Origin of the sequence: Luedemannella helvata (assembly GCF_039528415.1) — a bacterium.
Classification (GTDB): Bacteria; Actinomycetota; Actinomycetes; order Mycobacteriales; family Micromonosporaceae; genus Luedemannella; species Luedemannella helvata.
The window spans coordinates 22364-45079 of record NZ_BAAALS010000033.1 but is presented as its reverse complement, the minus strand read 5'-3'; the positions used below and the strand labels follow the sequence as shown (position 1 = coordinate 45079).

The window sequence follows — 22716 nt, the reverse complement described above, 5'->3', positions numbered from 1 at the left end:
CGCGCCGGGCGCACACCACGCCCGGCGCGGCGTTCGCGTGTCAGGGCGCGCCGCCCTCCGCCGGGTCCGGGGGCGCGGCGCGGTCCAGGAGTACGGAGCGCTCGCGGGCGTTCGCCGTTAGCGCGGCCGCCCGCTCGTACTCGGCGCGCGCCTCGTCGCGGCGGCCGAGCCGGTCGAGCAGGTCGGCCCGGACGGCCGGGAGCAGGTGATAGTCGCGCATGGCCGGCTCGCCGGCGAGCCGGTCGACGATCTCCAGCCCGGCCGCGGGGCCCTGTGACCTGGCGAGCGCGACCGCGCGGTTGAGTTCCACCACGGGCGTCGGCATGAGCTCCGCGAGCCGCGCGTAGAGGGCCGCGATGCGGCCCCAGTCGGTCTCCTCAGGGGTGCTGGCCCGCGCGTGGCAGGCGGCGATCGCGGCCTGCAGCACGTACGGCCCGGCCGCCGACCCGGGCTGGTCCCCGGCCCGCAGGAGGCGCTCGGCGTGCAGCAGGGCCGCGAAGCCCTGGTGGATCATCGCCTGGTCCCACCGGGTGCGGTCCTGGTCGGGCAGCGCGATCGGCTCGCCCGCGGAGCCCACCCGGGCGGCGAGCCGCGAGCCCTGGATCTCCATGAGGGCCAGCAGCCCGAAGACCTCCGGCTCGGTCGGCGTGAGGTCCGCCAGGATCCGCACCAGGCGCAGACCCTCCTCACACAGGGCGGGCCGCAGCCAGTCGTCGCCCGCCGTGGCGGAGTAGCCCTCGTTGAAGATGAGGTACAGCACCTCGAGAACGGAGGCGAGCCGCGCGGCGCGCTGCGCCGGCGGCGGGACCTCGAACGGGATGCGCTTGTCGGCCAGGGTCCGCTTGGCGCGCACGATGCGTTGCGCGATGGTCGGCTCGGGCGCCAGGAACGCGCGCGCGATCTCCGCGGTCGACAGCCCGCCGAGGACCCGCAGCGCGAGCGCCACCCGCGCCTCCGCCCCCAGTACGGGATGACACGACACGAAGATCAACCGCAGGAGGTCGTCGTTGAGTGCGTCGTCGTCGGCCTCGATAACGGCCTCGTAGTCGGCCGTACCGTCGAAGGTGGCCGACTGCTGTCGCTGGTGCGCCTCGTGGCCCAGCTGGGCGACGCGCTCGCGCAGCCGTACGTCGCGGCGGATGCGGTCGATGGCCCGACGGCGGGCCGTCAGCATCAGCCACGCCCCCGGGTTGTCGGGCACGCCCTCGGCCGGCCACTGCTCCAGCGCGGCGACCAACGCGTCGGCGGCCAGCTCCTCGGCCAGGCCGACGTCGCGGACCACGCCGGCCACGCCGGCCACGATCCGGGCCGACTCCGCCCGCCACGCCCGCTCGACCGCCTCCGTAACGTCCGCGGCCTGCATCGCCTACTGGCCGTAGATCAGGCGCATGTCGCCCTCGCCGTCGCGGACGATGGCCCAGAAGCGTTCGGCCAGCGCCAGCGCCTCCTCCTTCGAGGCGACCTCGATCACGGCGAAGCTGACGACGGTCTCCTTCGTCTCGGCGTACGGGCCGTCGGTGAAGGTGACCCGGCCGTTGCTGGCCGACATGCGGGTGCCGGTGGAGTCCAGGCCGCCGGTGGCGACGAGGGTGCCGGCCCGGCTCAGCTCCTCGATGAAGCGGCCCATGTCCGCGTAGAGCTGCTCGTCGGCCTTGCGGCCGCCGCCGTTGATCGTCAAGAGGTACCGCACGCTGGCCTCCGGTATCCGTACTGTCGCGCCCATCCAATCATGGGAAAGATCTGCGGCCGCGTGTCGATCCGGCGGTGGGCCGTTCGACGCACTGGTGGCGGGCGGCGACGGGCCGCCCCGACCGGAGGGAAACAGCGATGCGCAAGCTCGTGGTGGCGCAGTTCATCTCGCTCGACGGCGTCGTGGAGGCACCCGACCAGTGGCACACCCCGTACGTCAACGAGGAGATGTTCGCCGTCATGGCGGCCGACTCGGCGGCCGCGGACACGCTGCTGCTGGGCCGGGTGACGTACGAGAGCTTCGCCGGGGCGTTCGGCAACGCGCCGGCCGACGACCCAGGGGCCGCGACGATGAACCGGCCCGCGAAGGTCGTCGTGTCGGGAACCCTGACCGACCTGTCGTGGCGCAACTCGACCCTGCTGAAGGTCGACGGCACCGACGTGGCCGGGGCGGTCGCCCGGCTCAAGGAGGAGCCCGGCGGCCACATTCTCGCCCCCGGCAGCATCACGTTGGCCCGGACGCTGCTGCGGGCCGGCCTGGTCGACGAACTGGCCCTGCTCGTGCACCCGATCGTGGTGGGCCGGGGGCGGCGCCTGTTCGAGGCGGACGGCCCGACGATCCCGCTGACGCTGGCGAGTTCCGCGACGTTCTCGACCGGCGTGGTGCACCAGGTGTACCGCCCGGCGTGACGGGGGTCGGGGCCCGGCCGCCACGGCGACCGGGCCCCGGCATGCGGCCTACGACTGGTCGCGGGCCCAGGGGACCGCGAGTTCGCGCAGGAGGGCGAGGTCGCGGCCGGCGCGCAGCAGGGTGTCGTTGATGCCGGGGATGGTGTGGTGGATTTCCGGGGCGTCGCCGGTGACCGTGACGAACGCCGGGTCCACCCGCGGGGGCACCCCGGCGGCGCGGATCGCCTCCAGGACCACCGTGAACGGCAGGGTGTCGGCCAGCGGGGCGAGCAGGGGCACGCCGTCGGGGTCGGCGCGGTGGTCGAGCAGGTTCTCCAGCAGGCCCACCCGGCCGGGCACGTCGCGCAGGCCGGCGTCGCCCGGCATGGCGAGGCGGTCCGTCGGGTACTCCAGCCGGGCCGTACCCGTCGTGCCGACCGCCGTGAGCATGCCGGGCAGAAAGTCCTCCCCGCACAGCGTCACCGCCACCAGGATGCGCACCCCCGAGGCGAGCGTGACGCGCAGCGTGGCCGTGTCGTCGACCTCGATCTCCCGGGTGCGGTAGGCGTCGAGCTCCACGAGCGTCGGCTCGGACCCCGCGACCGCCAGCGCCTGCATCACCGCGTGCGCGAACGGGTTGGCCAGCGCGCCGTCGAGCACCGGGTGGCCGCCCACGCTGCGCCGGCCCGCCCACGGCGAGCGGGCGTAGTACGCGTCCGAGCGCTGCCACGAGCCGACCACGGAGACGCCGGTCAGCGTGCCCAGCTCGCCGGAGTCGACGGCCGCGCGCAGCCGGGCGAGCGCCACGGAACCGAGTGCCTGGAAGCCGACCTGCAGCGCCCGGCCGGTCTCCGCGACCACGGACGCGAGCGCCTGATGGTCGGCCACGTTGACGACGGGCGGCTTCTCCAGCAGCACGTCCGCGCCCGCGCGCAGGCAGTCCGACGCGATGGCCAGGTGCGTGTGCGGCGGCGTGCAGATCACGGCGACATCGGGGGAGTACGCGCTGAGCAGCTCGCGGTGGTCCGTCAGCACCGCGGTGCCGTCCGGGATGGGCGCGCCGTCGGCGGGAGCGACGTCCCTGACGTCGACGAGCGCCACCAGGTCGACGCGGCCGGCCTCGTGCAGCGGCGCGATCCGCCGCCGGTGCCACAGTCCGTGCCCGTTCGCCCCGATCAACGCCACCCGCGGCGGCGGGCCGGCGGGTGTGGCGGCCCCGTCCGCCGGCCCGCCGGTCCCGTCGATGGCGTCGGCCGCCGCGGCGACCTGCGCGAGGTCGGCGTTGAGCCGGTCCGCGCCGTTCACCGGGCGCCCGCGACCGTCGTGGCCGCTCCGTGCGCGGTCAGGTCCGTGAGCCACCCGGTGATGAGACCGCGCACGACCTCGTCCTCGGCCAGTTCGGCGGGGAAGACCTGGCGCAGGTCGAGCAGCGCTCCGACGATCTCATCGGGCTTCCCGCCGGCCGCGGCGAGCGCGGCGCGCACCGGCCCGGCGAGCGGGTCGTCGAGCGGCAGCTCCCGGCCGTCGTCGGCGCGGCCGGCGGCGAAGCGCATCCACGCGGCGACCACGAGCGCGCCCCACCGCGGGGACGCCCCGGCCGCGCGGCGCTCCAGCATGCCGTGCAGCACCCGCTGCGGCAGCTTCTGCGTGCCGTCCATGGCGACCTGCAGGGTGCGGTGTCCGAGGGCCGGGTTGGCGAAGCGGCTCAGCACCGATTCACCGTACTCGATAACGGATACGCCCGCCGGGGGTCGCAGGCTCGGCGCGATGTCCTCGGCGATCATGCGTCGCAGCAGGTCCGCCATGCCGGGCAGCGCCAACGCGTCCGCGATGTACTCCCGTCCGGCCAGCGCCCCCAGGTACGCCATCGTCGAGTGCACGCCGTTGAGTGCCCGCAGCTTCAGGTGCTCGTACGGGGTGGTGTCCGTGGTCATGGTCGCGCCCGCCAGGTCCCACGCGGGCCGGCCACCGGGGAAGTCGTCCTCGATGACCCACTGCATGAACGGTTCGGCGGCCACCGGCGCGAGATCGACGACGCCGAGCGCGGCCTCGGCGCGGGCCAGGGTGTCGGCCGTGGTGGCCGGCACGATGCGGTCGACCATCGTCGACGGGAACGACACGTTCGCGCCGACCCATGCGGCGGCCCGGTCGTCGCCGGCCAGCGCCAGGGCCTGGGTGATGAGCCCGCGCAGCCGTTCGCCGTTGGTCGGCAGGTTGTCGCAGCTCGCGAGCGCGACCGGCCCGGCGTCCGCGGCGGCGCGGGCGCGCAGGCCGGCGACCAGCAGCCCGGGCACGGTCGTGGGCGCGCGGTCCGTGGTCAGGTCGGCGCGCACCTGCGGGTCGTCGCGGAGCGTTCCGGTCGCCGGATCCAGGGCGTACGCCTTCTCGGTGACCGTGAGGGTCACGACGCGGATGTCCGGGTCGGCGAGCAGCCCGACGACGCCGGCCGGGTCGCTGGCGGCGTGCCGCAGCCCGGCGAACGCGCCGAGCACCTTGGCCCTGGCGCCGCCGTCGTCGAGGGTGACGACGCTGAACAGGCCGTCCTGCTCGGCGATGGCGTTGAGCACGTCGCGGCTGCGCGGCGCGACCCCGACGATGGCCCAGTCGCTACCGCCGCCGGCGGCGATCGCCGCCTCCGTGTAGACCGCCTGGTGGGCGCGGTGGAACGCGCCGAGGCCGAGGTGCGCGATGCCGGCCCGCACGTCGCCCGGCAGCACCGCCGGCCGGGCGCCGGCCGGCACCCGCCCCACCGTGCGCAGCGAGAGGCGCTCGCTCACCCGGCCCATACCGGCCCGTCGGGGAACGAGTACCCGGCGATGGACTCCGGCTTCATGGTGGCGCTGTAGCCGGGCTGCTCCGGCACCAGGTAGCGGCCCTCGCGGGTGCGTACCGGGTCGACGAAGTGCTCGTGCAGGTGGTCGACGTACTCGACCATGCGGCCGTCCAGGGACGCGCTGACGCGCAGGTAGTCGAAGATCGCCAGGTGCTGCACGTACTCGCAGAGGCCCACGCCGCCGGCGTGCGGGCAGATCGGCACGCCGAACTTGGCCGCCAGGAGGATCTCGGCGAGCACCTCGTTGACGCCCGCGACCCGGCAGGAGTCGATCTGCATGACGCCGATCGCGTTGGCCTGCAACAGTTGCTTGAAGATGACCTTGTTGGCGGCGGCCTCGCCGGTCGCCACGTGGCAGCGCCCGCCGGTCAGCTCGCGCACGGCCGCCGCGATGCGGGCGTGGCCGAGCACGTCGTCGGCGTGCGTGGGCTCCTCGATCCAGTACGGGTCGAACCGCGCCAGTTCCGTCATCGCGGCGATCGCCACGTCGACGTCCCACACCTGGTTGGCGTCCATCATGAGCAGCGCGTCCGGCCCGATCTCGGACCGGATGATCTCCGCACGCCGCACGTCGTCGGCGAGCGGCCCGCCGACCTTCATCTTCATGGCCCGCCAGCCCTCGGCGTATGCCTGCTTGGCCAGCGCCCGGACCTTCTCGTCCGGGTACCCGAGCCAGCCCACCGAGGTGGTGTACGAGGGGAAGCCGTCGCGGCGCAGCTCCGCCAGGCGCTCCTCATAGCCGACCCGGCCGCTGTCCAGGATGGCCGCCGCCTCGGCCGGCGTGATCGCGTCGGTGATGTGGTGGAAGTCGACGTTGGCGACCAGCTCGTCGGTCGGCATCTCGGCGAGCAGCTGCCACAGCGGCACCCCGGCCAGCTTGGCCCGCAGGTCCCAGACGGCGTTGACGATCGCGCCGGTGGCCATGTGGATGACACCCTTCTCGGGGCCGAGCCACCGCAGCTGCGGGTGGGCGGTCAGGCTGCGCGAAAAGGCCACCGGGTCCGCGATGATCTCTTCGAGCGTACGGCCGACGAGCGTCGGCTCGAACGCCCGCACGGCCGCGCAGGTGATCTCGTTGCCCTGCCCGTTGGTGAAGGTGAACCCGGCGCCGACCGTCCCGGCGGGGGAGTCCGTGTGCAGCTCGACATAGGTGGCCGAGTAGTCGCCCCGGTTGATGGCGTCCGAGCCGTCGGCGTGCAGCGACGTGGGAAAGCGGACGTCGCGCACGGTAACGGCCGTGATGGTGGTGGTCATACTGTCTCTTTCTTCGGGTCGTTATCCAGCCGGAAGACGCGCTTGGGCAGCCGGTACGCCAGGTCGACGATCGTCTCGGCGGCCTCGTCGAGGGGCAGCCGGTCCTCGGCCACGAGCCGGGCGAGGAACGCCGCGTCGACCCGGCGGGCCACATCGTGCCGGACCGGGATCGAGCAGAAGGCGCGGGTGTCGTCGACGAAGCCGGTCGTGTTGTAGAACCCGGCCGTCTCGGTGACGGACTCGCGGAAGCGTCGCATCGCCTCGGGGGAGTCCAGGAACCACCACGGCGGCCCGAGGAACAGCGCCGCGTACCCGCCCGCGAGCGGTGCGAGTTCGCGCGAGAACGTGTACTCGTCGAGGGTGAAGACCACCACCCGCAGGCGCGGGTCGTTGCCGTACGCGTCGAGCAGCGGCGCCAACGCGTGCGTGAACTCCGTGGCGTGCGGGATGTCGCCGCCCACGTCACGCCCGTGCGTGGCGTGCAGCCACGTGTTGTGGTTGCGCACCGAACCGGGGTGCAGTTGCAGGACCAGGCCGTCCTCGATCGACATCCGGGCGAACTCGACCAGCATGTGGGCCCGGAACGCCTCGGCGTCGGCGGCGCTGGCCTCGCCCGCGAGGCCGCGCCGCAGCAGGGCCTCCGCCTCGTCCGGCGTGAGGTTGAGGGTACGGGCGGTGGGGTGCCCGTGGTCGCTGGACGTCGCGCCGGCCGCGATGAACGCCTCGCGCCGCCGGCGCAGCGCGGCCAGGTAGCCGGCGAACGTGGTCGTGTCCTCGCCGGTCAGCTCGCCGAGCTGGGCGACCCGGTCGGCCCAGCCGGCCCAGTCCATGTCGACCACGTTGTCCGGGCGGAAGGTCGTGATGACCCGCCCGCCCGGGCCGCCCCAGCCGTCCGCGGCGAGCTTGGCGTGCCTGGCCAGGTCGTCCAGCGGTGACTCCGTCGTGGCGAGCACCTCGATGTTGAACGCCTCGAACAGCGCGCGCGGCCGGAACGCGGGCTCGGCCAGCTTCGCCGCGATCGCGTCGTAGATCTCGTCGGCGGACTCCGGCCGCAGCGGCGTCGTCACGCCGAACACGGTCTCGAAGGTGCGCTCCAACCACAGCCGCGTCGGGGTCCCCCGGAAGAGATACCAGTGGTCGACGACGGTGCGCCAGATCGTGCGCCCGTCCGTCTCGGCCGGCTCGCCGTTGACGGTCGGCACGCCGAGGCGCGACGGGGGTACGCCCTGGCTGAGCAGCATCCGCGTCAGGTAGTGATCGGGCACGATGAGCAGCCGGGCCGGGTCCGGGAACGGCGCGTCGTCGGCGAGGATGGCGGGGTCCACGTGGCCGTGCGGGCTGATGATCGGCTGCTGGGCGGCGAGCGCGTAGAGCTCGCGGGCGAGGCCGCGTTGCGTGGGATCGCTCGGGAAGAGGATGTCGCTGGGCACTGCGCGTTCTCCTTCGTGCGGTTGGGCGTGCGGGGTGGTCGCCCTCAGGCCAGGTCGAGCAGGTCGGCGGCGCGCACCGGCAGGCCCGACTCGAGCGACAGGTTGGCGGCCAGCCCGGTCAGCAGCGACGCGGCGCCGTCGCGCTCGGTCGCCGCGCGGCCCAGCGGGTCGACGGCGTGGCGGTCCGGTCCACACAGGACCGCGGTGAGCTTGGCGTCCGCGCCCCCGTGCCCCTCCCGCGAGTACCCGTCGACCGTTACCTCGTACGGCGGCTGCCAGAACGGCCGCACGAGCAGGCTGTAGTGACCCTTCCCGGCGCCGGGTGGGCCGGCGTGGTCGGACTCCACCACCTCCAGTTCGAGCCGGCCGGCGGAGCCGTTGAACATCACCCGGTAACCCTCCCACGGGGCGTAGGCCGTGAGGTGGTAACTCATCGTGGCGCCCGTGTCGTAGCGGACGAGCACGGACAGGTCGTCCTCGATCGTCACGCCGGGAGCGAAGACGTTGCGGTCGCGGTGGTACCCGTCGATCGACTCCGCCTCCAGGTACAGCTCGCGCAGCCCGGCGTCGGTCGCCAGGTGGATCGCGAACGGGTCGTCCTCGGCGGCCGGCGACGCGTACGCGCGGTCGTAGTCGCGGGCGTACCCGTGCCGGGCGCCGGCCTCGCCGTAGAAGAACAGCCGGCCCTGCGCGTACACGGTCTCGGGGCGCGCGCCCAACCACCAGTTGACCAGGTCGAAGTGGTGCGTGGACTTGTGCACGAGCAGCCCGCCGGAGTTGGCCTTCTCGCGGTGCCAGCGGCGGAAGTAGTCCGCGCCGTGGCGCACGTCGAGCAGCCACTCGAAGTGCACCGAGCCGACCTCGCCGATGGTGCCGGCCGCCAGCAGCTCGCGCACCTTCTCGTGCACGGCGTTGTAGCGGTAGTTGAACGTCACCGTGACGTGCCGGCCGGTGCGCCCGGTCGCCTCGAGGATGCGCCTGCAGCGCGGCAGGTCGACCGTCATCGGCTTCTCGGTGATGACGTCGCGGCCGGCCTCCAGCGCCGCCACGATGTACTCGTCGTGGGTGCGGTCGACGCTCGTGACCAGCACGACGTCGACGCGCTCGCGGTGCAGCATGGCCCGGAACCCGTCGGCCGGATAGGTGGCCGCGGCTGGGGCGCCGAGCGCGACGAGGCGGCGGTTGTGCGTGTCCATGCGGACCTGGTTGACGTCGGCGAGTGCCACGAGCTCGGCCGTCGCGGCGTGCTCGGTGGCGATGGCGCGGGCGAACATCGCGGCGCGGGAGCCCGTGCCGACGATGGCGAAGCGCGTACGACCGCCGGTCTGGTCGGTGGGCATCAGGCTGCGCCTCCCCGGATCGCACAGATGCGGAACGTGCACCGATTGGTGCTGCAAAGGTTTGCAGGAGAAGTAACCATGTCGATGCCCCGCGCGTCAACGGCTCGTTTCAAGTGGACCGAGAACATCCTGTTTTGTGCGCTTCTTCCGCACGGGATAGCGCTTACCTGTAATCAAACGGCAACACACCACCGTTGACAGCCGAGCAACCGTTTGCATTAATTGGCCATCCATCCGGACCACTGTCCCGAGGCGACACCTGACCCAGAAAGGGGGCGCCGTGCCAGCCACCATCCGCGACGTCGCGCGCGCCTCCGGCGTGCACATCTCCACGGTGTCGCGCACCTTCTCGGCGCCCCACCTGGTCAACCCGGAGACCCGCAGCCGGGTGCTGGCCACGGCCGAAAGCCTCGGCTACCGCCCGAACCGGGCGGCCCGTGCCCTGATCACCGGCCGTACGCACAACGTCGGCCTGATCGTGGCCGACATAGCCAACCCCTTCTTCCCGCCCCTGATCAAGGCGGCGGAGAGCCAGGCCCGCCAGCGCGACTACCACGTGTTCGTGGCCGACACGAACGAGGACGCCACGGCCGAGGAGGAGCTCGTGCTCGCCATGGCCAAACAGGTCGACGGCGTTCTCCTGTGCAGTCCACGCATGAGCAACAGCCTCATCGAACAGTGCAGCCGCGAGGTGCCGCTCGTCGTCATCAACCGGCTCGTCACGGGCCTGCCCTCCGTCGTCATGGACGTGGGGCAGGGCGCGCGTGACGCGATCGAGCATCTGGCCGGCCTCGGCCACCGCCAGATCGCTCTACTCGGTGGCCCGCGCGGGTCGTGGACCAGCCGGGAGATCCGGCGCGCGGCCCTGCTCGCGGCGCGGGCCGCGGGCGCCGACCTGACCGTACTCGGCCCGAATCCACCGACAGAGGACGGCGGCGCGGCCGCGGCGGACCAGGTCCGCCGGGTCGGCTGCACGGCCGTGCTCGCCTACAACGATCTGATGGCGATCGGCCTGCTGGAAGGGCTCGATTCGCTGGGGATCCGGGTGCCGGAGGAGATCAGCGTCGTCGGCATCGACGACATCTCGCTGAGCCGCCGCACCCGGCCCAAGCTGACGACGGTGGCCACCCCCACAGCGGCCGCCGGACGGGCGGCTATCGACATGCTGCTCCAGCACGACAACACCGCCCCGTCCCGAACCGGACGGGCCGCCCCCACAGCGGTCGACGGCCGTCGTACCACCGCACAGGTAACGCTCCAGACCGAACTGGTCATCCGCGACTCGACCGGTCCGGGCCCGCATCTGCCTGCGGGCCCGACCTACGCGGCCACTGCCGCATCCGGACCCGTCGCGTCCTACGTCAAGGAGTGAGCGCAATGCACCCCGTTAAAGTCCCAACCCCTCGGCGCCCGCGCCTGGTCCGAGCTCTGGTAGCCGCCGTCGCGGTGCTTCCCGTCGCCCTCGGCGCGGCGGCCTGCGGCGACGACGATTCCGGCTCCGGCAAGACCGAGATCTCCATCTTCTGGTGGGGAGCCGACGGTCGCGCCCAGATCACGCAGAAGGCGCTCGACCTCTACCAGTCCAAGCACCCCGACGTGGTGTTCAAGCCGACCTGGCAGGGCAACCAGGGCTACTTCGAGAAGCTGGCCACCCAGGCGGCCGGCGGCAACGCCCCGGACATCTTCCAGATCGACGACAACTTCCTCGGCGAGTACTCGGCCCGTGGCATCGCCATGGACCTGAGCCCGCTGGTGTCGTCCAACAAGATCGACCTGTCGAAGTTCCCGGAGAGCCTGGCCAGGTACGGCCAGGTCGACGGCAAGCAGTTCGGCATCGCCACCGGCGAGAACACCCCGGGCATGGTCTACGACAAGACGCTCCTGCAGCAGCTCAAGCTGCCGGAGCCGAAGACCGGCATGTCCTGGGACGAGCTCATCGACTGGGGAGCCCAGGTCACGGCCGCCGCGGAGAAGGCCGGGCTGAAGAACGTCTACGGCACCATGGACCCGTCCGCCGACTACAAGGCGTTCTGGATGTGGCTGCGCCAGCAGGGCAAGCAGCTCTACAACGGCAGCCAGCTCGGCTTCACCGAGGCCGACGTGCAGAAGTGGTTCGAGCTGTGGCAGGGCGCCGCCGCCAAGAAGGCCACCCCCACGGCCGACCTGATCCACGCCGCCAACGGTGGCGACGCCACCAAGCAGCTCGTCGTCACCAAGAACGCCGCCACGTCGTTCATGTGGTCCAACCAGATGCCCGACCTGTCGAAGAACACCGACCACGAGCTCGGCGTCGTGGCTTACCCCGGTGACCCGAGCGCCCAGTGGGCGCGGGCCGCGCTCTACTGGTCGGCGTTCAAGGGCACCAAGCACCCCGACGTTGTCGCCGACGTGATCAACTTCTTCGTCAACGACCCGGAGGCCGCGAAGATCCTCGGCACCGACCGCGGCCTGCCGTCGAACCTGGACCTGCGCAAGGCCATCGAGGCCGACCTCTCACCGCAGATGAAGACGACCGTCGCGTTCGAGAACGAGATGACCCCGAAGTTCGGTCAGGCGCCGCCGCCGCCGATCAAGGGCCACAGCGGCGTGCGCGCCGCGCTGGTCAAGGCCGCGGAGACCGTTTCGTACAAGCAGGCGTCGCCCGCCGAGGCGGCAGCCGCCTTCGTGGCTGACGCCAAGGCCGCCATCGGCGGCTAGCGCTGACCGACAGTCATTCGTCGGCTTCGCCGACTGACAGCAGTCATCGAATCCGTCCGTGGCACGGTCGCACCGGCCGTGCCACGGACGGCCCGAGAGGAGAACCGACGGTGGCCATGACCCAGGCACCGGCTCCGCCCGTACGGGGACCGCGCGACGGCCGTACTCCCACCAACCGCCGCCGGGGCGCGGCCCTGCGCCGGCGGGAGAACCTGGCGGGCTACGCCTTCCTGTCGCCGTGGCTGCTCGGCCTGATGCTCATCACGGCGATCCCGATGCTCTACTCGCTCTACCTGAGCTTCACCAACAACGAGCTGTTCGGTGATTCCGAGTGGATCGGCCTGGACAACTACAAGAAGATCTTCACCAATGACCCGCACTTCTGGCACGCCGTGCAGGTCACCCTGGTCTACGCGCTCGTGGCCGTGCCGCTCAAGCTCGCCGCCGCCCTCGGTGTCGCGCTGCTGCTGCGCCGCGAGCGCCGCGGCATCGGCCTGTTCCGCGCGCTGTTCTACCTGCCGTCCCTGCTCGGCGGCAGCGTCGCGATCGCCATCCTGTGGCAGGCGATGTTCAGCCGGTCGGGCGCGTTCAACTCGTTCCTCGCGGTGTTCGGCATCGAGGGCAAGGCGTGGGTCAACGACCCCGACTGGGCGCTGAGCACGATCATTCTGCTCGGCATGTGGCAGTTCGGCGCGCCCATGGTCATCTTCCTCGCGGGCCTCAAGCAGGTGCCGCCGGAGCTCTACGAGGCCGCGGCCGTCGACGGGGCCAGCCGGCTGCGCTCGTTCTGGCACGTCACGCTGCCCGCGCTGTCACCGGTCATCTTCTTCAACCTCGTGCTGGAGACGATCCACGGCTTCCAGGGCTTCACCTCGGCGTACGTCGTCAGTGGCGGCACCGGCGGGCCCACCGACTCCACCCTCATGTACACGCTGTACCTCTACATCAAGGGTTTCACCGAGTTCAAGATGGCGTACGCGTCCGCCATGGCCTGGGTGTTCCTCATCGCGGTCGGCCTGCTGACCGTGGTGCTGTTCTCGACCGGCAGGTTCTGGGTGCACTACGGGGACGGAGACAAGTGATGAGCGAGCGTTCGCGAGCGAATCATCAGCTCAGTGCCTACTCATGTCGGCGCCGGAGCGAAGCGGAGATGACGGCATGAGTACCGAGACCGCCGTACTGCCCGGGGACCGCGTAGGGACGGGCGCCAACGTCGCCCGGTGGGCCGCGCTGCTGTTCATCATGGCCGTGGTGCTCTATCCCCTGTGCTGGCTGATCGGCACGTCGCTGAAGGCACCCACCGAGATCGTCAACAACCTGTCGATCTTTCCCAAGGACGTGACCTGGAGCAACTACAGCGACGGCTGGAACGGCTTCACCGGGGTCACCTTCGCGACGTTCTTCCTCAACAGCGCCCTCATCGCCGGCGCCACCGTGGTGGCCAACGCCGTCTCCTGCCTCGTCGCGGCGTACGCGTTCGCGCGGCTGAAGTTCGTCGGTCGCGGCCTGTACTTCGGCATCATGATCAGCACCCTGCTGCTGCCGCACCACGTGCTGATGATCCCGCAGTACATGCTGTTCAAGGAGTTCGGCTGGATCAACACCCCGCTGCCGCTCATCGTGCCCAAGATCCTGGCCACCGAGGCGTTCTTCGTCTTCCTCATGGTGCAGTTCATGCGGGGCATCCCGCGCGAACTGGACGAGGCCGCGAAGGTGGACGGCTGCAGCCCGTACGGGATCTTCTGGCATGTGATCCTGCCGCTGACCCGGCCGGCGCTCGTGACCACGGCGATTTTCTCCTTCATCTGGACGTGGAACGACTTCCTGCCCCAGCTGATCTACCTCAACGAGCTTGATCAGCGGACCGTGCCGGTGGCGCTGCGCGGCTTCCTGGACTCCGGCGGGCAGAGCGACATCGGCGCCATGTTCGCGATGGCCGTGTTGTCGCTGATCCCGGTCTTCGTGTTCTTCGTCGCCTTCCAGCGGATGCTCGTCCAGGGCATCAACACCTCCGGCCTCAAGGGCTGACGGAGTACGTCATGATGGCCGGCATGCCGACGCGGCGGCGCGACCCATCGAATCTCCCCGAGCCCGACTCCGGCGACGAGCCGGAGATCGGGGCCGGGCGGGACTGGCGCGACACCCTGCGCAACGGCGCCGACCTGGCGCTGGCCGGCATCGTCACCTTCGTGCTGGCCGTGCCGATCATCACCGCCGGGGCGGCGCTCGCTACCGCGAGCGCCGCCATGGCGCACTTCTGCCGCATCGAACGCTTCCCGTCGGCCGGGGAGTCGGCCCGCCGTTTCGGCCGGGCGATCCTGCCGGGCCTCGGCGCGAGCCTTGTCGCGTGCGTGTTGATCTGGCTCTTCGCCATCGACCTGCGCCTGCTGCGTGAGGGCACTGTTCCCGGCGGCCCCGCGCTCATCGCGGCGACGACCGTCGTGGCCGTCCTCGTGCTCGGCGTCGTCGGACTCACCCTCGTCGAGGTCGGCCGTGCCGGCGGTGCCGGCTGGCGGTCCGCCGCCCGTGCCGCCGTGGATGTGGCGCTGCGCAAGCCGGCCGTGGCGCTCGCCGAGGGCGGAGTTCTGGCGCTGGCCGTGCTTCTCGCGGTGCTGATCCCGGTCTGCGCCCCGATCCTGCTGGGCTACGCGCTCTTCGCCCTGCACGTGGTGGCCCGCCGCTTCCTGCCGGCCTGACCCGGCGCTCTCCTATCCGCCTGTCCGGCGGCGCGCCCGCCGGGTGCCCTGGCTCGGCGGCGCACGAAGGCGATATTTCCCCTCTACGCGGCCGCCGCGTGGCCGGCAAAGTCGCGACGTCACGGAAATGGATCACGGCTTGCCGGGTGGGACGCGGCGGCCGCGCCAAGGTGCGCACTTTGGCGGCTACGAAGGGCTGGCTTAGCCGCCAAAGTGCGCACCTTGGCGGGGTGGGGGGTGGGGTGGGGGCGGGGGGGAGTGGGGCGGTTCGGGTTCAGTGATCAAGGTCCCGTTTGTGTTAAGAGTCTTTACAGATAGGATGGGCGCGCTACGAGGACCTACCGAGCGGAGGCGGGGCCATGGACGACGCACGTTCGCCGGAGACGCGGGGTGTGCTGCCGGCGGTGATTCCCGTACCGGTCGGGATGGCTGCCGTGGCCGGCACGGAGGTCACGCTCGGTGCTGGCGCCGTCATCGCGGCCGACCCCGGCGCGGACGGCGTCGCGGAGTACCTTGCCGGTCTCCTGCGCCCGGCGACCGGCCTGCCGTTCCCCGTGAGCACGACGCCGCCCGGCCCGGGTATCGCGCTCCGGCTCGTGGCCGCCGGGGGCGCGGAGGCTCAATCCCGGTCGCTCGGCGCCCAGGCGGCGCCGATGGTGACCGGCGGGGTGGGCCCGACGGTCGAGGGTGAGGCGTACGAGCTGGTCACGGACGGGTCGGTGGTCACGATCAGTGCCGCGACGCCGGCCGGGCTGTTCCGGGGGGTACAGACGCTGCGGCAGCTGCTGCCCGCGACGGTGGAGCGGCGGTCACCCGGAGAGGGCCCGTGGACGGTGCCCGGGGTGCGGATCGTCGACCGTCCGCGGTTCGCGTACCGGGGCGTGATGCTCGACGTCGCGCGGCACTTCTTTCCGGTGGCGACCGTCGAGCGGTTCATCGACCAGGCCGCCCTCTACAAGGTCAATCACCTGCACCTGCACCTGACCGACGACCAGGGCTGGCGGCTGGAGATCGCGTCCTGGCCGCGCCTGACCAGCTACGGGGCCGGGAGCGAGGTGGGTGGCGGGCCGGGCGGCTTCTACACCCAGGACGAGTACCGGCACCTGGTCGAGTACGCCGCGGCGCGCTTCATCACGGTGGTACCCGAAATTGATCTTCCTGGGCACACGAACGCCGCCCTCGCCGCGTATCCGGAGCTGACCCGCGACGGCGTCGCGGTGCCCCGGTACACGGGCATCGAGGTGGGCTTCAGCTCGTTGGCGGCGGACAATCCGCGCACCTACCGGTTCCTTGAGGACGTGTTCGGGGAGGTCGCGGCGCTGACCCCCGGACCGTACCTGCACCTGGGGGGCGACGAGGCCAAGAACACGTCCCGCGGGGAGTACGACACGATGCTGGCGCGGGCGCAGCAGATCGTGCGCGGGTACGGCAAGACGCCGATCGGCTGGCACGAGATCGCCGAGGGTCCGCTGGACCCGCCGACCGTCGTGCAGTTCTGGGGCACGTCGCGGGAGGCGCCCGAGGTCGTCGCGGCGGCCGGGCGGGGCCATCGGGTCATCATGTCCCCGGCGAGCCTCACCTATCTCGACATGCAGTACGTGCCGGGGGACCGGCTGGGGCTGAACTGGGCGGGCTTCATCGAGGTCGACGACGCGTACGGGTGGGACCCGGCCGGCCACCTGCCCGGGGTGACGGAGGAGCACGTGCTCGGGGTGGAGTCGCCGCTGTGGAGCGAGACGGCGACCACCGGCGCGGACCTCGACGAGCTGGCCTTCCCGCGACTTCCGGTGCTCGCGGAGGTCGGCTGGTCGCCGCGCGACGCTCGGGACTGGGCGTCGCTGCGTGCCCGGCTCGCCGCCCACGGCCCGCGTTGGGACACGCTCGGCATCGCCTACTACCGCTCCGAACGCGTCGCCTGGCCGGTGGCCGCGGACGCCGGGTGAGCCGGTCAGCCGGTCAGTCGTCGGCGGCGGGCGGCCAGGTAGCCGGCTGTCAGGGCGCCGGCGAGCACGCCCAGGCCGATCACCCACCACCAGAAGGTGCCGGACGATTCCTCCTCGTCGCTGACCGGCCCGGGCGAGATGCTGACGACGCCGGTCGGCTCGGTGGCGGCCGGCGCTGTCGTCGGGGCGGCCGTGGTCGGCGCGGCCGTCGTCGGTGCGGCTGTCGTGGCGGGTGGCCTGGTCGCAGCCGCCTGGAGCTTGAGGACAGGCGCAGGGTTCTCGCTGTCGGGGTCGCCGATCCACCGGTCGACGTCGTTGTTGCCGTACGTCACGAGGGTCTTGAAGGTCAGCGACCGCTCGTCCGGCAGTTGGGCGAGTTTCACCTTGTGCGTGACGTTGCGGCCGGTGGGCTGGGCGGCGCCGGCGACCTGGTAGCCGTCGTCCGTGGTGGTGAGCTTCCAGCCGGACGGCGCGGAGACCAGGCTGACGTCGGCGGGCGCGATGCCGTCGGGCAGCACGACCCGGACGGACTTGATGCCGGACGTGGCGGACTCGGCCGCGGCGACGAAGGTGACCGTGACGTTGGTCGCCAGGGCGCGGGCCTTGTCGGCGCGCACGTCGACGTGGGCGTACGCCACGCCCGCGACCGGTAGCGCGGCGGCGACGCCCAGGGCGATGGCGGCTGTCCAGCGGGCCGTTCTCGTCATCTGTGTCCCCTTCGTGCGGCGGGCCCGGCCCGCCTACCCTCGGATCGTGCGGCGTGTCGATCCTCCGCCATCTCAACGGTCGGCCGGCGGAGGGCCCTGGTTCCCGCGAGTGTCGTGCGTTTGAGTGGTTGAGGCACGGACCGGGACCGCTGTGCCGGCGGCCACGCCATCATTGCACTTATTGCAATGTCCGCATACATTCGACAGGGATCGCGCCGAGAGGGAGGGTCATGGGTCACCACGATCACGACGACCCGCGCGGCCGGCACCAGCACGGGCCGCTGGTGACCGCCGGTACGGACCGTCGCCTGCTGGCCTGGGCCCTGGCCCTGATCCTCGCCTTCATGGCGGTCGAGGTCGTCATCGGCTTCGCGGCCGGGTCCCTCGCGCTGCTCTCAGACGCCGCCCACATGCTCACCGACGCGGCGTCGATCGCGTTGGCGCTGCTCGCGATGCGGCTCGCGGCCCGTCCGCCGCGCGGCGGTTACACGTACGGGCTGAAGCGCGCCGAGATCCTCTCCGCGCAGGCGAACGGTCTCACGCTGCTGCTCCTGGCCGGCTGGCTCGGCGTCGAGGCGGTGCTGCGGCTGTGGGAGCCGGCCGAGGTCGCCGGCGCGGCCGTGCTGTGGACGGCGCTGGCCGGCATCGTGGTCAACCTGGTGGCGACCGTGCTCATCGGCCGGGCCAACCGGCGCAGCCTGAACATCGAGGGCGCCTACCAGCACATCCTCACCGACCTCGCGGCGTTCATCGCCACCGCCGTGGCCGGCGCGGTCATCCTGCTCACCGGATTCGTGCAGGCGGACACGATCGCGTCGCTCGTCGTGGTGGCGCTCATGCTCAAGGCCGGCCTGGCGCTGCTGCGCGACAGCGGCCGGGTGCTGCTGGAGCGCGCCCCGGCGGGCCTGGAGCCGGCTGGCATCAACGCGCGGATGCGTACGGTCGACGGCGTGGTGGACGTGCATGACCTGCACGTCTGGGAGATCACATCGGGGGAGCCCGCGCTGTCGGCGCACGTCCTCGTCCGCCCGGGCGTGGACTGCCACGGCGCGCGGCTGGCGATCGAAGCGGTACTGCTCGAGGGCTACCGCCTCACCCACACGACGCTGCAGGTAGACCACGCGGGTCCGGAGATCCTGCCCATCGGGCGCACCGGGCCGTAGGCCGGGCCCGCGCAGGGCCGAATCCTTAAAACAGTCGTTAGGTATGCGGAACCCCGTGAATGGGGCATACCGCCTAGCTCACGGCACCCTGTCTCCGCTTGGCGGCCTGCCATCGCCGAGGAGGAGACATGCAGCGTCGACGCTGGTCACGCCCGTCCACAGCCGCCGCCCTAGCACTGGCACTCCTCCTGACCAGCGGCGTCGCGGCTCAGCCGAGACAAGCGTCGGCGGGCGCGCCCGCGCCCGATCCCGGCGGGCTGACCGCGCCCGATCCCGGCGGGCTGACCGCCCTGGCACTCGGGCCACCGCAGCGGACCGGCGGCGTCGCCAAGGCACTCACCAGCCGGCTCGCCCGCACCGACGAGCGGCTGCTCGGCCGGCGGGACACCATGCCCGTACCGGTGATGGTGAAGCTCGACTACGACCCGGTGGCCACCTATACCGGCAACGTGCCCGGCTTCGCGGCCACCAGCCCTTCGGTCACCGGCAGGACCCTGCGCGAAGCGCCGGCCGAGCGGCGTTACACGACATACGTCGAGGGTCGCGAGCGCGACTTCATCGACCAGCTGCGCGAGCGCGTCCCCGGCGCGGTCGTCGGACAGCGGCTGCGCACCGTCTACGGCGGCGTGGCCCTCACCGTCCCGGCGAACCGGGTCGCGGACGTCGTCGCCATCAAGGGCGTCGTCGCCGTGCAGTCGGACGCTCCCGTGCGTCCGCTCACGGACGCCAGTCCGCAGTTCATCGGCGCCACGGACATCTACCCCCGCATGGGCGGGCCCGCGACCGCCGGGCGCGGCGTGATCGTCGGCGTGCTCGACACGGGCGCGTGGCCGGAGCACCCGTCCTTCGCCGACCAGGGCCAGCTCGGCGTGCCGCCGCCCCGGGCCGATGGCAAGGCCCGCAAGTGCGACTTCGGTGACAACCCGCTCACGCCGGGCAACGAGCCGTTCCGCTGCAACCGGAAGATCGTCGCGGGTCAGGCGTTCCTGGAGTCCTACCTCGGCGACCCGGATCGCGCCCGCGCCGAGCGGTTCCACAACGCCCGCGACTCCGACGGCCACGGTACGCACACCGGCAGCACGGCCGTGGGCAACGTCGTGAGCCCGGCCCGGGCGCTGGGCATCGACCGGGGTCCGGTCGGCGGGGTCGCGCCCGGCGCCTGGCTGTCCGTCTACAAGGTCTGCGGCGTGCAGGGCTGCTTCCCGTCCGACTCCGCGGCCGCGATCGCCGCGGCCGTCAAGGACGGCGTCAAGGTGATCAACTATTCGATCTCCGGCGGCACCACCATGGACGTCGTCGAACTCGCCTTTCTCGACGCGTACGCCGCGGGGGTCTTCGTGGCCGCCGCCGCGGGCAACGAGGGGCCGGCGACCGGCACCACCCAGCACCTGTCGCCGTGGGTGACCACGGTGGCCGCCTCCACCCAGCGCCGCGAGTTCTCGTCCACGCTGCGGCTGAGCGCCCCCGACGGGGCAAAAGCGACGCTCGCCGGGGCCACCATCACCCGAGGGCTGTCGGCACATCCGATCGTGCTCGCGAGCGCGCCGCCGTATTCGAGCGAGCAGTGCGACAAGCCGGCGCCGCGCGGCACGTTCACCGGGAAGATCGTGGCGTGCGAGCGGGGCGGCAACCCGCGCGTCACCAAGGGCTACAACGTCAAGGCCGGCGGAGCCGAGGGCATGGTGCTCTACAACCCGACGCTGGCCGACGTGGAGACCGACAACCATTGGCTGCCGGCCGTGCACCTCGCGGAGGGCACCCAGCTGAAGGCGTTCCTGGCGGCCCACCCGGGCGCGAAGGCGGAGTTCACCGACGGTCGCCGCCGGCCGGGCCGGGCCGACGTGTTGGCCGCGTTCTCGTCGCGCGGGCCGGCCGGCGACTTCCTCAAGCCCGACATCTCCGCGCCGGGGGTGCAGATCTTCGCGGGGCACTCGCCTGTCGCCAACAAGGTCGAGGAAGGCCCCCAGGGCCAGTACTTCCAGGCGATCGCCGGCACGTCGATGGCCTCGCCGCACATCGCCGGCGCGGCCGCGCTGCTGCGGTCGCTGCATCCCCGATGGACGCCGGGCCAGGTGCGTTCGGCCATGGTGACCACGGCGGTCACCCGCATCCTCAAGGAGGACCTCACGACGCCGGCCGGGCCATTCGAGGTGGGGTCGGGGCGCATCGACGTGGCGCGCGCGGCCGAGCCGGGGCTGACCTTCGACGAGACCGCCGCGCGGATGACCGCCGCGCGCGACGACGCGGTCGCGCGCGTGCAGCTCAACCTGCCGACCCTCAACGCCCCGGTCATGCCGGGCCGGCTGGACATCACGCGCACGGTCGCCAACGTCAGCGGCCGTGGGCTGACCTACACGGCGGTCGGCACCGGTCCGAAGGGCACGGCCATCACGGTCAACCCGGCGAGGTTCACCCTCGCGCCCGGTGCCCGGCAGCGGCTGGCCGTCACCATCCGCAGCACCGGGGTGAGCGGGCAGGTGTTCGGCCAGGTCCGGCTCGTGCCGGCCGCCGGGTCGGGCGTGCCCGCCCTGCACCTGCCGGTGGCGTTCGTGCCCAAGCAGGGCGACGTGAAGCTCACGAGTACGTGTGACCCGGCGCAGCTCACGGTCGGCGCCCAGGCGGCGTGCACGGTGACGGCGGTGAACCGGGGCTACACGCCGACGAGCGTCACGCTGACCACCCGTACGCATCCGAACCTGGACGTGACGCGGGCGTCGCTCGGCATCATCGACGACAACCTCGTGCGTCTTCAGCAGCGCACCATCCCCGGCATCACGCCGAGCCGGCCGTCGCTGAGCCCGGGCGGCACCGGCAACAGCTACACGCCGTTGTCGCGCCTCGGCATCGAACCCAACAAGGTCGGCGACGACGAGCTGCTCAACTTCGACACGCCCCCGTTCACGTACGGCGGGCAGCGGTTCACGCGCCTCGGGGTGGACACCAACGGGTACGTCGTGCCGGGCGGCGGCACGGCCGAGGACGACAACTGCTGCGTCGTGCGGATGCCCGACCGGGCCCGGCCGAACAACACGATCGCGCCGTTCTGGACCGACCTCGACGGCCGGAAGGCGCCCGGCATCTCCGTCGCGGTCGTCTCCAAGGGGACGAAGAAGTGGGTGGTCGTCGAGTGGCGGATGAACCTCTACGGCACGGACAGCGACGAGCGCCATTTCCAGCTGTGGCTGGGGGTGGCCGGGCCGCCTTCGCCGGCGGCGCTGCGCGAGTCCCGCCAGGACGTCACCTTCGCCTACGATCCGGCCAAGCTGCCGGCCAAGCCGCGCGACCTGCCGTTCGTGGTGGGCGCGGAGAACGTCAACGGGTCCGCGGCCGCGATCCTGGGGCGCGAGGTCCTGCCCACCCGCGACCTGAAGGTGTTCGCGACCGCTCCGATTGTGGGCGCTCCGCTTCGCTACACCGTGTGGGTGCGGGGCACGCGCGAGGGCACGGGCCGGGTGACGACCACGATGAGCACCCCGGCCGTGCCGGGCGTCACTGAGGTTGTGACGCCGTTGCCGGTGCGGCGACCGGGCCAGTGAGCCGGGGGTGGCCGGCCCCGCGCGGGTCGGCCACGCCGGCGACCGTCTCCACGACGTCCTCGACGATCTCGTCGACGGCTTCGGCGATCTCCGCGACCGTCTCGCCGACGGTCTCGGCCGCCTCGGCGGCGACCTCGACCAGCGCGAGCCCGCGCGCGGCGCGGTGGCGCAGGTACAGCGTCGTGGCGATGCCGAGCACCACGGCGGCGAGCAGCGCGACCCAGGAGAAGCCCTTGAGGTACTTCTCGGCCTGCTGGCCGAGCGCGTAGACGACGAACGCGGTGCCGGCCGCCCAGCAGACGCCGCCGGTGGCGTTGGCGATGAGGAACTTGCGGTAGGGCACGTGCAGGGCGCCGGCGAGCGGACCGGCGAGGATGCGCAGCAGGGCGACGAACCGGCCGAAGAACACGGCCCACACGCCGTACCGGGCGAAAAGGTTCTCGGCCTTCGCGAGGTGGGCCGGGCCCAGATGCTTCGGGAAGCGCCGGCCGAGCCGCACCAGCATGGCGCGCCCGCCCCGGCGCCCGATGGCGTAGCCGACGGAGTCGCCCGCGATCGCGCCGATGGAGGCGGCCGCGGCCACCCAGCCGATGTCGACGACACCACTGGCGGCCATGATCGAGGAGGTGACGAGGACGATTTCGCCGGGTACGGGGATGCCCATGCTCTCGGTAAAGATGATCAAGCCGAGCGTCACGTAGACGAGCAGCGGGGGCAGGCCGGTGAGCCACTGCTCGATCAGATGCACCGTATCGCCCC

Annotated in this window: 18 protein-coding genes; 9 read left to right on the top strand and 9 right to left on the bottom strand. The window is 72.2% G+C overall.

Annotated features, from left to right (window positions below):
* Positions 1-40 precede the first annotated feature (40 nt).
* Both ABD191_RS25130 and ABD191_RS25125 read right to left on the bottom strand, forming a co-directional pair.
* Positions 41-1363 (bottom strand): RNA polymerase sigma factor, encoded by a 1323-nt coding sequence (locus ABD191_RS25130; protein WP_344087070.1) that lies wholly within the window; start codon positions 1361-1363, stop codon positions 41-43.
* A gap of 3 nt (positions 1364-1366) precedes the next feature.
* On the bottom strand, positions 1367-1690 hold the full coding sequence (locus ABD191_RS25125; RefSeq protein ID WP_344087067.1) for a YciI family protein: 324 nt from the start codon (positions 1688-1690) through the stop codon (positions 1367-1369).
* 137 nt (positions 1691-1827) lie between these two features.
* Here ABD191_RS25125 and ABD191_RS25120 point away from each other — a divergent pair, with 137 nt between their 5' ends.
* Positions 1828-2379: a dihydrofolate reductase family protein gene (locus ABD191_RS25120; RefSeq protein WP_344087064.1), complete on the top strand. Its 552-nt coding sequence runs from the start codon at positions 1828-1830 to the stop codon at positions 2377-2379.
* A gap of 48 nt (positions 2380-2427) precedes the next feature.
* Here the strand turns inward: ABD191_RS25120 and ABD191_RS25115 are convergent, their stop codons facing one another.
* The 5 genes from ABD191_RS25115 to ABD191_RS25095 are packed head-to-tail and all read right to left on the bottom strand — an operon-like array spanning position 2428 to position 9215.
* Positions 2428-3663 carry a Gfo/Idh/MocA family protein gene (locus ABD191_RS25115; RefSeq protein ID WP_344087061.1) on the bottom strand — a complete coding sequence of 412 codons (1236 nt, stop codon included), beginning with the start codon at positions 3661-3663 and terminating at the stop codon, positions 2428-2430.
* Positions 3660-5144 (bottom strand): mannitol dehydrogenase family protein, encoded by a 1485-nt coding sequence (locus tag ABD191_RS25110; RefSeq protein WP_344087058.1) that lies wholly within the window; start codon positions 5142-5144, stop codon positions 3660-3662. Before ABD191_RS25110 ends, ABD191_RS25115 begins: the two co-directional genes overlap by 4 nt.
* Positions 5132-6445, bottom strand: coding sequence for an enolase C-terminal domain-like protein (locus ABD191_RS25105; RefSeq protein ID WP_344087055.1), 1314 nt, complete (start codon positions 6443-6445; stop codon positions 5132-5134). The genes ABD191_RS25110 and ABD191_RS25105 overlap by 13 nt, the downstream gene beginning before the upstream one ends.
* Complete coding sequence (gene uxaC / locus ABD191_RS25100) at positions 6442-7875, bottom strand: glucuronate isomerase (RefSeq protein ID WP_344087052.1); 1434 nt, start codon at positions 7873-7875, stop codon at positions 6442-6444. Before uxaC ends, ABD191_RS25105 begins: the two co-directional genes overlap by 4 nt.
* Before the next feature lie 44 nt (positions 7876-7919).
* Positions 7920-9215 (bottom strand): Gfo/Idh/MocA family protein, encoded by a 1296-nt coding sequence (locus ABD191_RS25095; RefSeq protein WP_344087049.1) that lies wholly within the window; start codon positions 9213-9215, stop codon positions 7920-7922.
* A gap of 280 nt (positions 9216-9495) precedes the next feature.
* Here ABD191_RS25095 and ABD191_RS25090 point away from each other — a divergent pair, with 280 nt between their 5' ends.
* From ABD191_RS25090 to ABD191_RS25065, 6 genes are all read left to right on the top strand, one after another.
* Positions 9496-10587 (top strand): LacI family DNA-binding transcriptional regulator, encoded by a 1092-nt coding sequence (locus ABD191_RS25090; protein ID WP_344087045.1) that lies wholly within the window; start codon positions 9496-9498, stop codon positions 10585-10587.
* A gap of 5 nt (positions 10588-10592) precedes the next feature.
* A complete protein-coding gene (locus tag ABD191_RS25085; protein WP_425560854.1) occupies positions 10593-11912 on the top strand; it encodes an ABC transporter substrate-binding protein in 1320 nt (439 codons plus the stop codon).
* A 110-nt stretch (positions 11913-12022) separates the two neighbouring features.
* Positions 12023-12994 (top strand): carbohydrate ABC transporter permease, encoded by a 972-nt coding sequence (locus ABD191_RS25080; protein WP_425560853.1) that lies wholly within the window; start codon positions 12023-12025, stop codon positions 12992-12994.
* A gap of 76 nt (positions 12995-13070) precedes the next feature.
* Complete coding sequence (locus ABD191_RS25075; RefSeq protein WP_425560851.1) at positions 13071-13940, top strand: carbohydrate ABC transporter permease; 870 nt, start codon at positions 13071-13073, stop codon at positions 13938-13940.
* Between the two features lie 23 nt (positions 13941-13963).
* A complete protein-coding gene (locus ABD191_RS25070) occupies positions 13964-14608 on the top strand; it encodes a hypothetical protein (RefSeq protein WP_344087036.1) in 645 nt (214 codons plus the stop codon).
* 359 nt (positions 14609-14967) lie between these two features.
* Complete coding sequence (locus ABD191_RS25065) at positions 14968-16551, top strand: beta-N-acetylhexosaminidase (RefSeq protein ID WP_344087033.1); 1584 nt, start codon at positions 14968-14970, stop codon at positions 16549-16551.
* 5 nt (positions 16552-16556) lie between these two features.
* Here the strand turns inward: ABD191_RS25065 and ABD191_RS25060 are convergent, their stop codons facing one another.
* Positions 16557-17258, bottom strand: coding sequence for a DUF1775 domain-containing protein (locus ABD191_RS25060; RefSeq protein ID WP_344087030.1), 702 nt, complete (start codon positions 17256-17258; stop codon positions 16557-16559).
* 230 nt (positions 17259-17488) lie between these two features.
* Here ABD191_RS25060 and ABD191_RS25055 point away from each other — a divergent pair, with 230 nt between their 5' ends.
* On the top strand, positions 17489-18421 hold the full coding sequence (locus tag ABD191_RS25055) for a cation diffusion facilitator family transporter (protein ID WP_344087027.1): 933 nt from the start codon (positions 17489-17491) through the stop codon (positions 18419-18421).
* A 128-nt stretch (positions 18422-18549) separates the two neighbouring features.
* The gene (locus ABD191_RS25050) at positions 18550-21957 is read left to right on the top strand and encodes a S8 family serine peptidase (RefSeq protein ID WP_344087024.1); all 3408 of its coding nucleotides are present in this window, start codon (positions 18550-18552) and stop codon (positions 21955-21957) included.
* Here the strand turns inward: ABD191_RS25050 and ABD191_RS25045 are convergent.
* A complete protein-coding gene (locus tag ABD191_RS25045; protein WP_344087021.1) occupies positions 21911-22705 on the bottom strand; it encodes a DedA family protein in 795 nt (264 codons plus the stop codon). The two genes, ABD191_RS25050 and ABD191_RS25045, sit on opposite strands and share 47 nt — an antisense overlap.
* Positions 22706-22716 lie beyond the last annotated feature (11 nt).

Bases quoted from the DNA above. Each gene is read 5' to 3' on its own strand.
- ABD191_RS25130 (WP_344087070.1), bottom strand. From the start codon at position 1,363: ATGCAGGCCGCGGACGTTACGGAGGCGGTCGAGCGGGCGTGGCGGGCG.
- ABD191_RS25120 (WP_344087064.1), top strand. From the start codon at position 1,828: ATGCGCAAGCTCGTGGTGGCGCAGTTCATCTCGCTCGACGGCGTCGTG.
- ABD191_RS25110 (WP_344087058.1), bottom strand. From the start codon at position 5,144: ATGGGCCGGGTGAGCGAGCGCCTCTCGCTGCGCACGGTGGGGCGGGTG.
- ABD191_RS25105 (WP_344087055.1), bottom strand. From the start codon at position 6,445: ATGACCACCACCATCACGGCCGTTACCGTGCGCGACGTCCGCTTTCCC.
- ABD191_RS25095 (WP_344087049.1), bottom strand. From the start codon at position 9,215: ATGCCCACCGACCAGACCGGCGGTCGTACGCGCTTCGCCATCGTCGGC.
- ABD191_RS25085 (WP_425560854.1), top strand. From the start codon at position 10,593: ATGCACCCCGTTAAAGTCCCAACCCCTCGGCGCCCGCGCCTGGTCCGA.
- ABD191_RS25075 (WP_425560851.1), top strand. From the start codon at position 13,071: ATGAGTACCGAGACCGCCGTACTGCCCGGGGACCGCGTAGGGACGGGC.
- ABD191_RS25070 (WP_344087036.1), top strand. From the start codon at position 13,964: ATGCCGACGCGGCGGCGCGACCCATCGAATCTCCCCGAGCCCGACTCC.
- ABD191_RS25065 (WP_344087033.1), top strand. From the start codon at position 14,968: ATGGACGACGCACGTTCGCCGGAGACGCGGGGTGTGCTGCCGGCGGTG.
- ABD191_RS25060 (WP_344087030.1), bottom strand. From the start codon at position 17,258: ATGACGAGAACGGCCCGCTGGACAGCCGCCATCGCCCTGGGCGTCGCC.
- ABD191_RS25055 (WP_344087027.1), top strand. From the start codon at position 17,489: ATGGGTCACCACGATCACGACGACCCGCGCGGCCGGCACCAGCACGGG.
- ABD191_RS25050 (WP_344087024.1), top strand. From the start codon at position 18,550: ATGCAGCGTCGACGCTGGTCACGCCCGTCCACAGCCGCCGCCCTAGCA.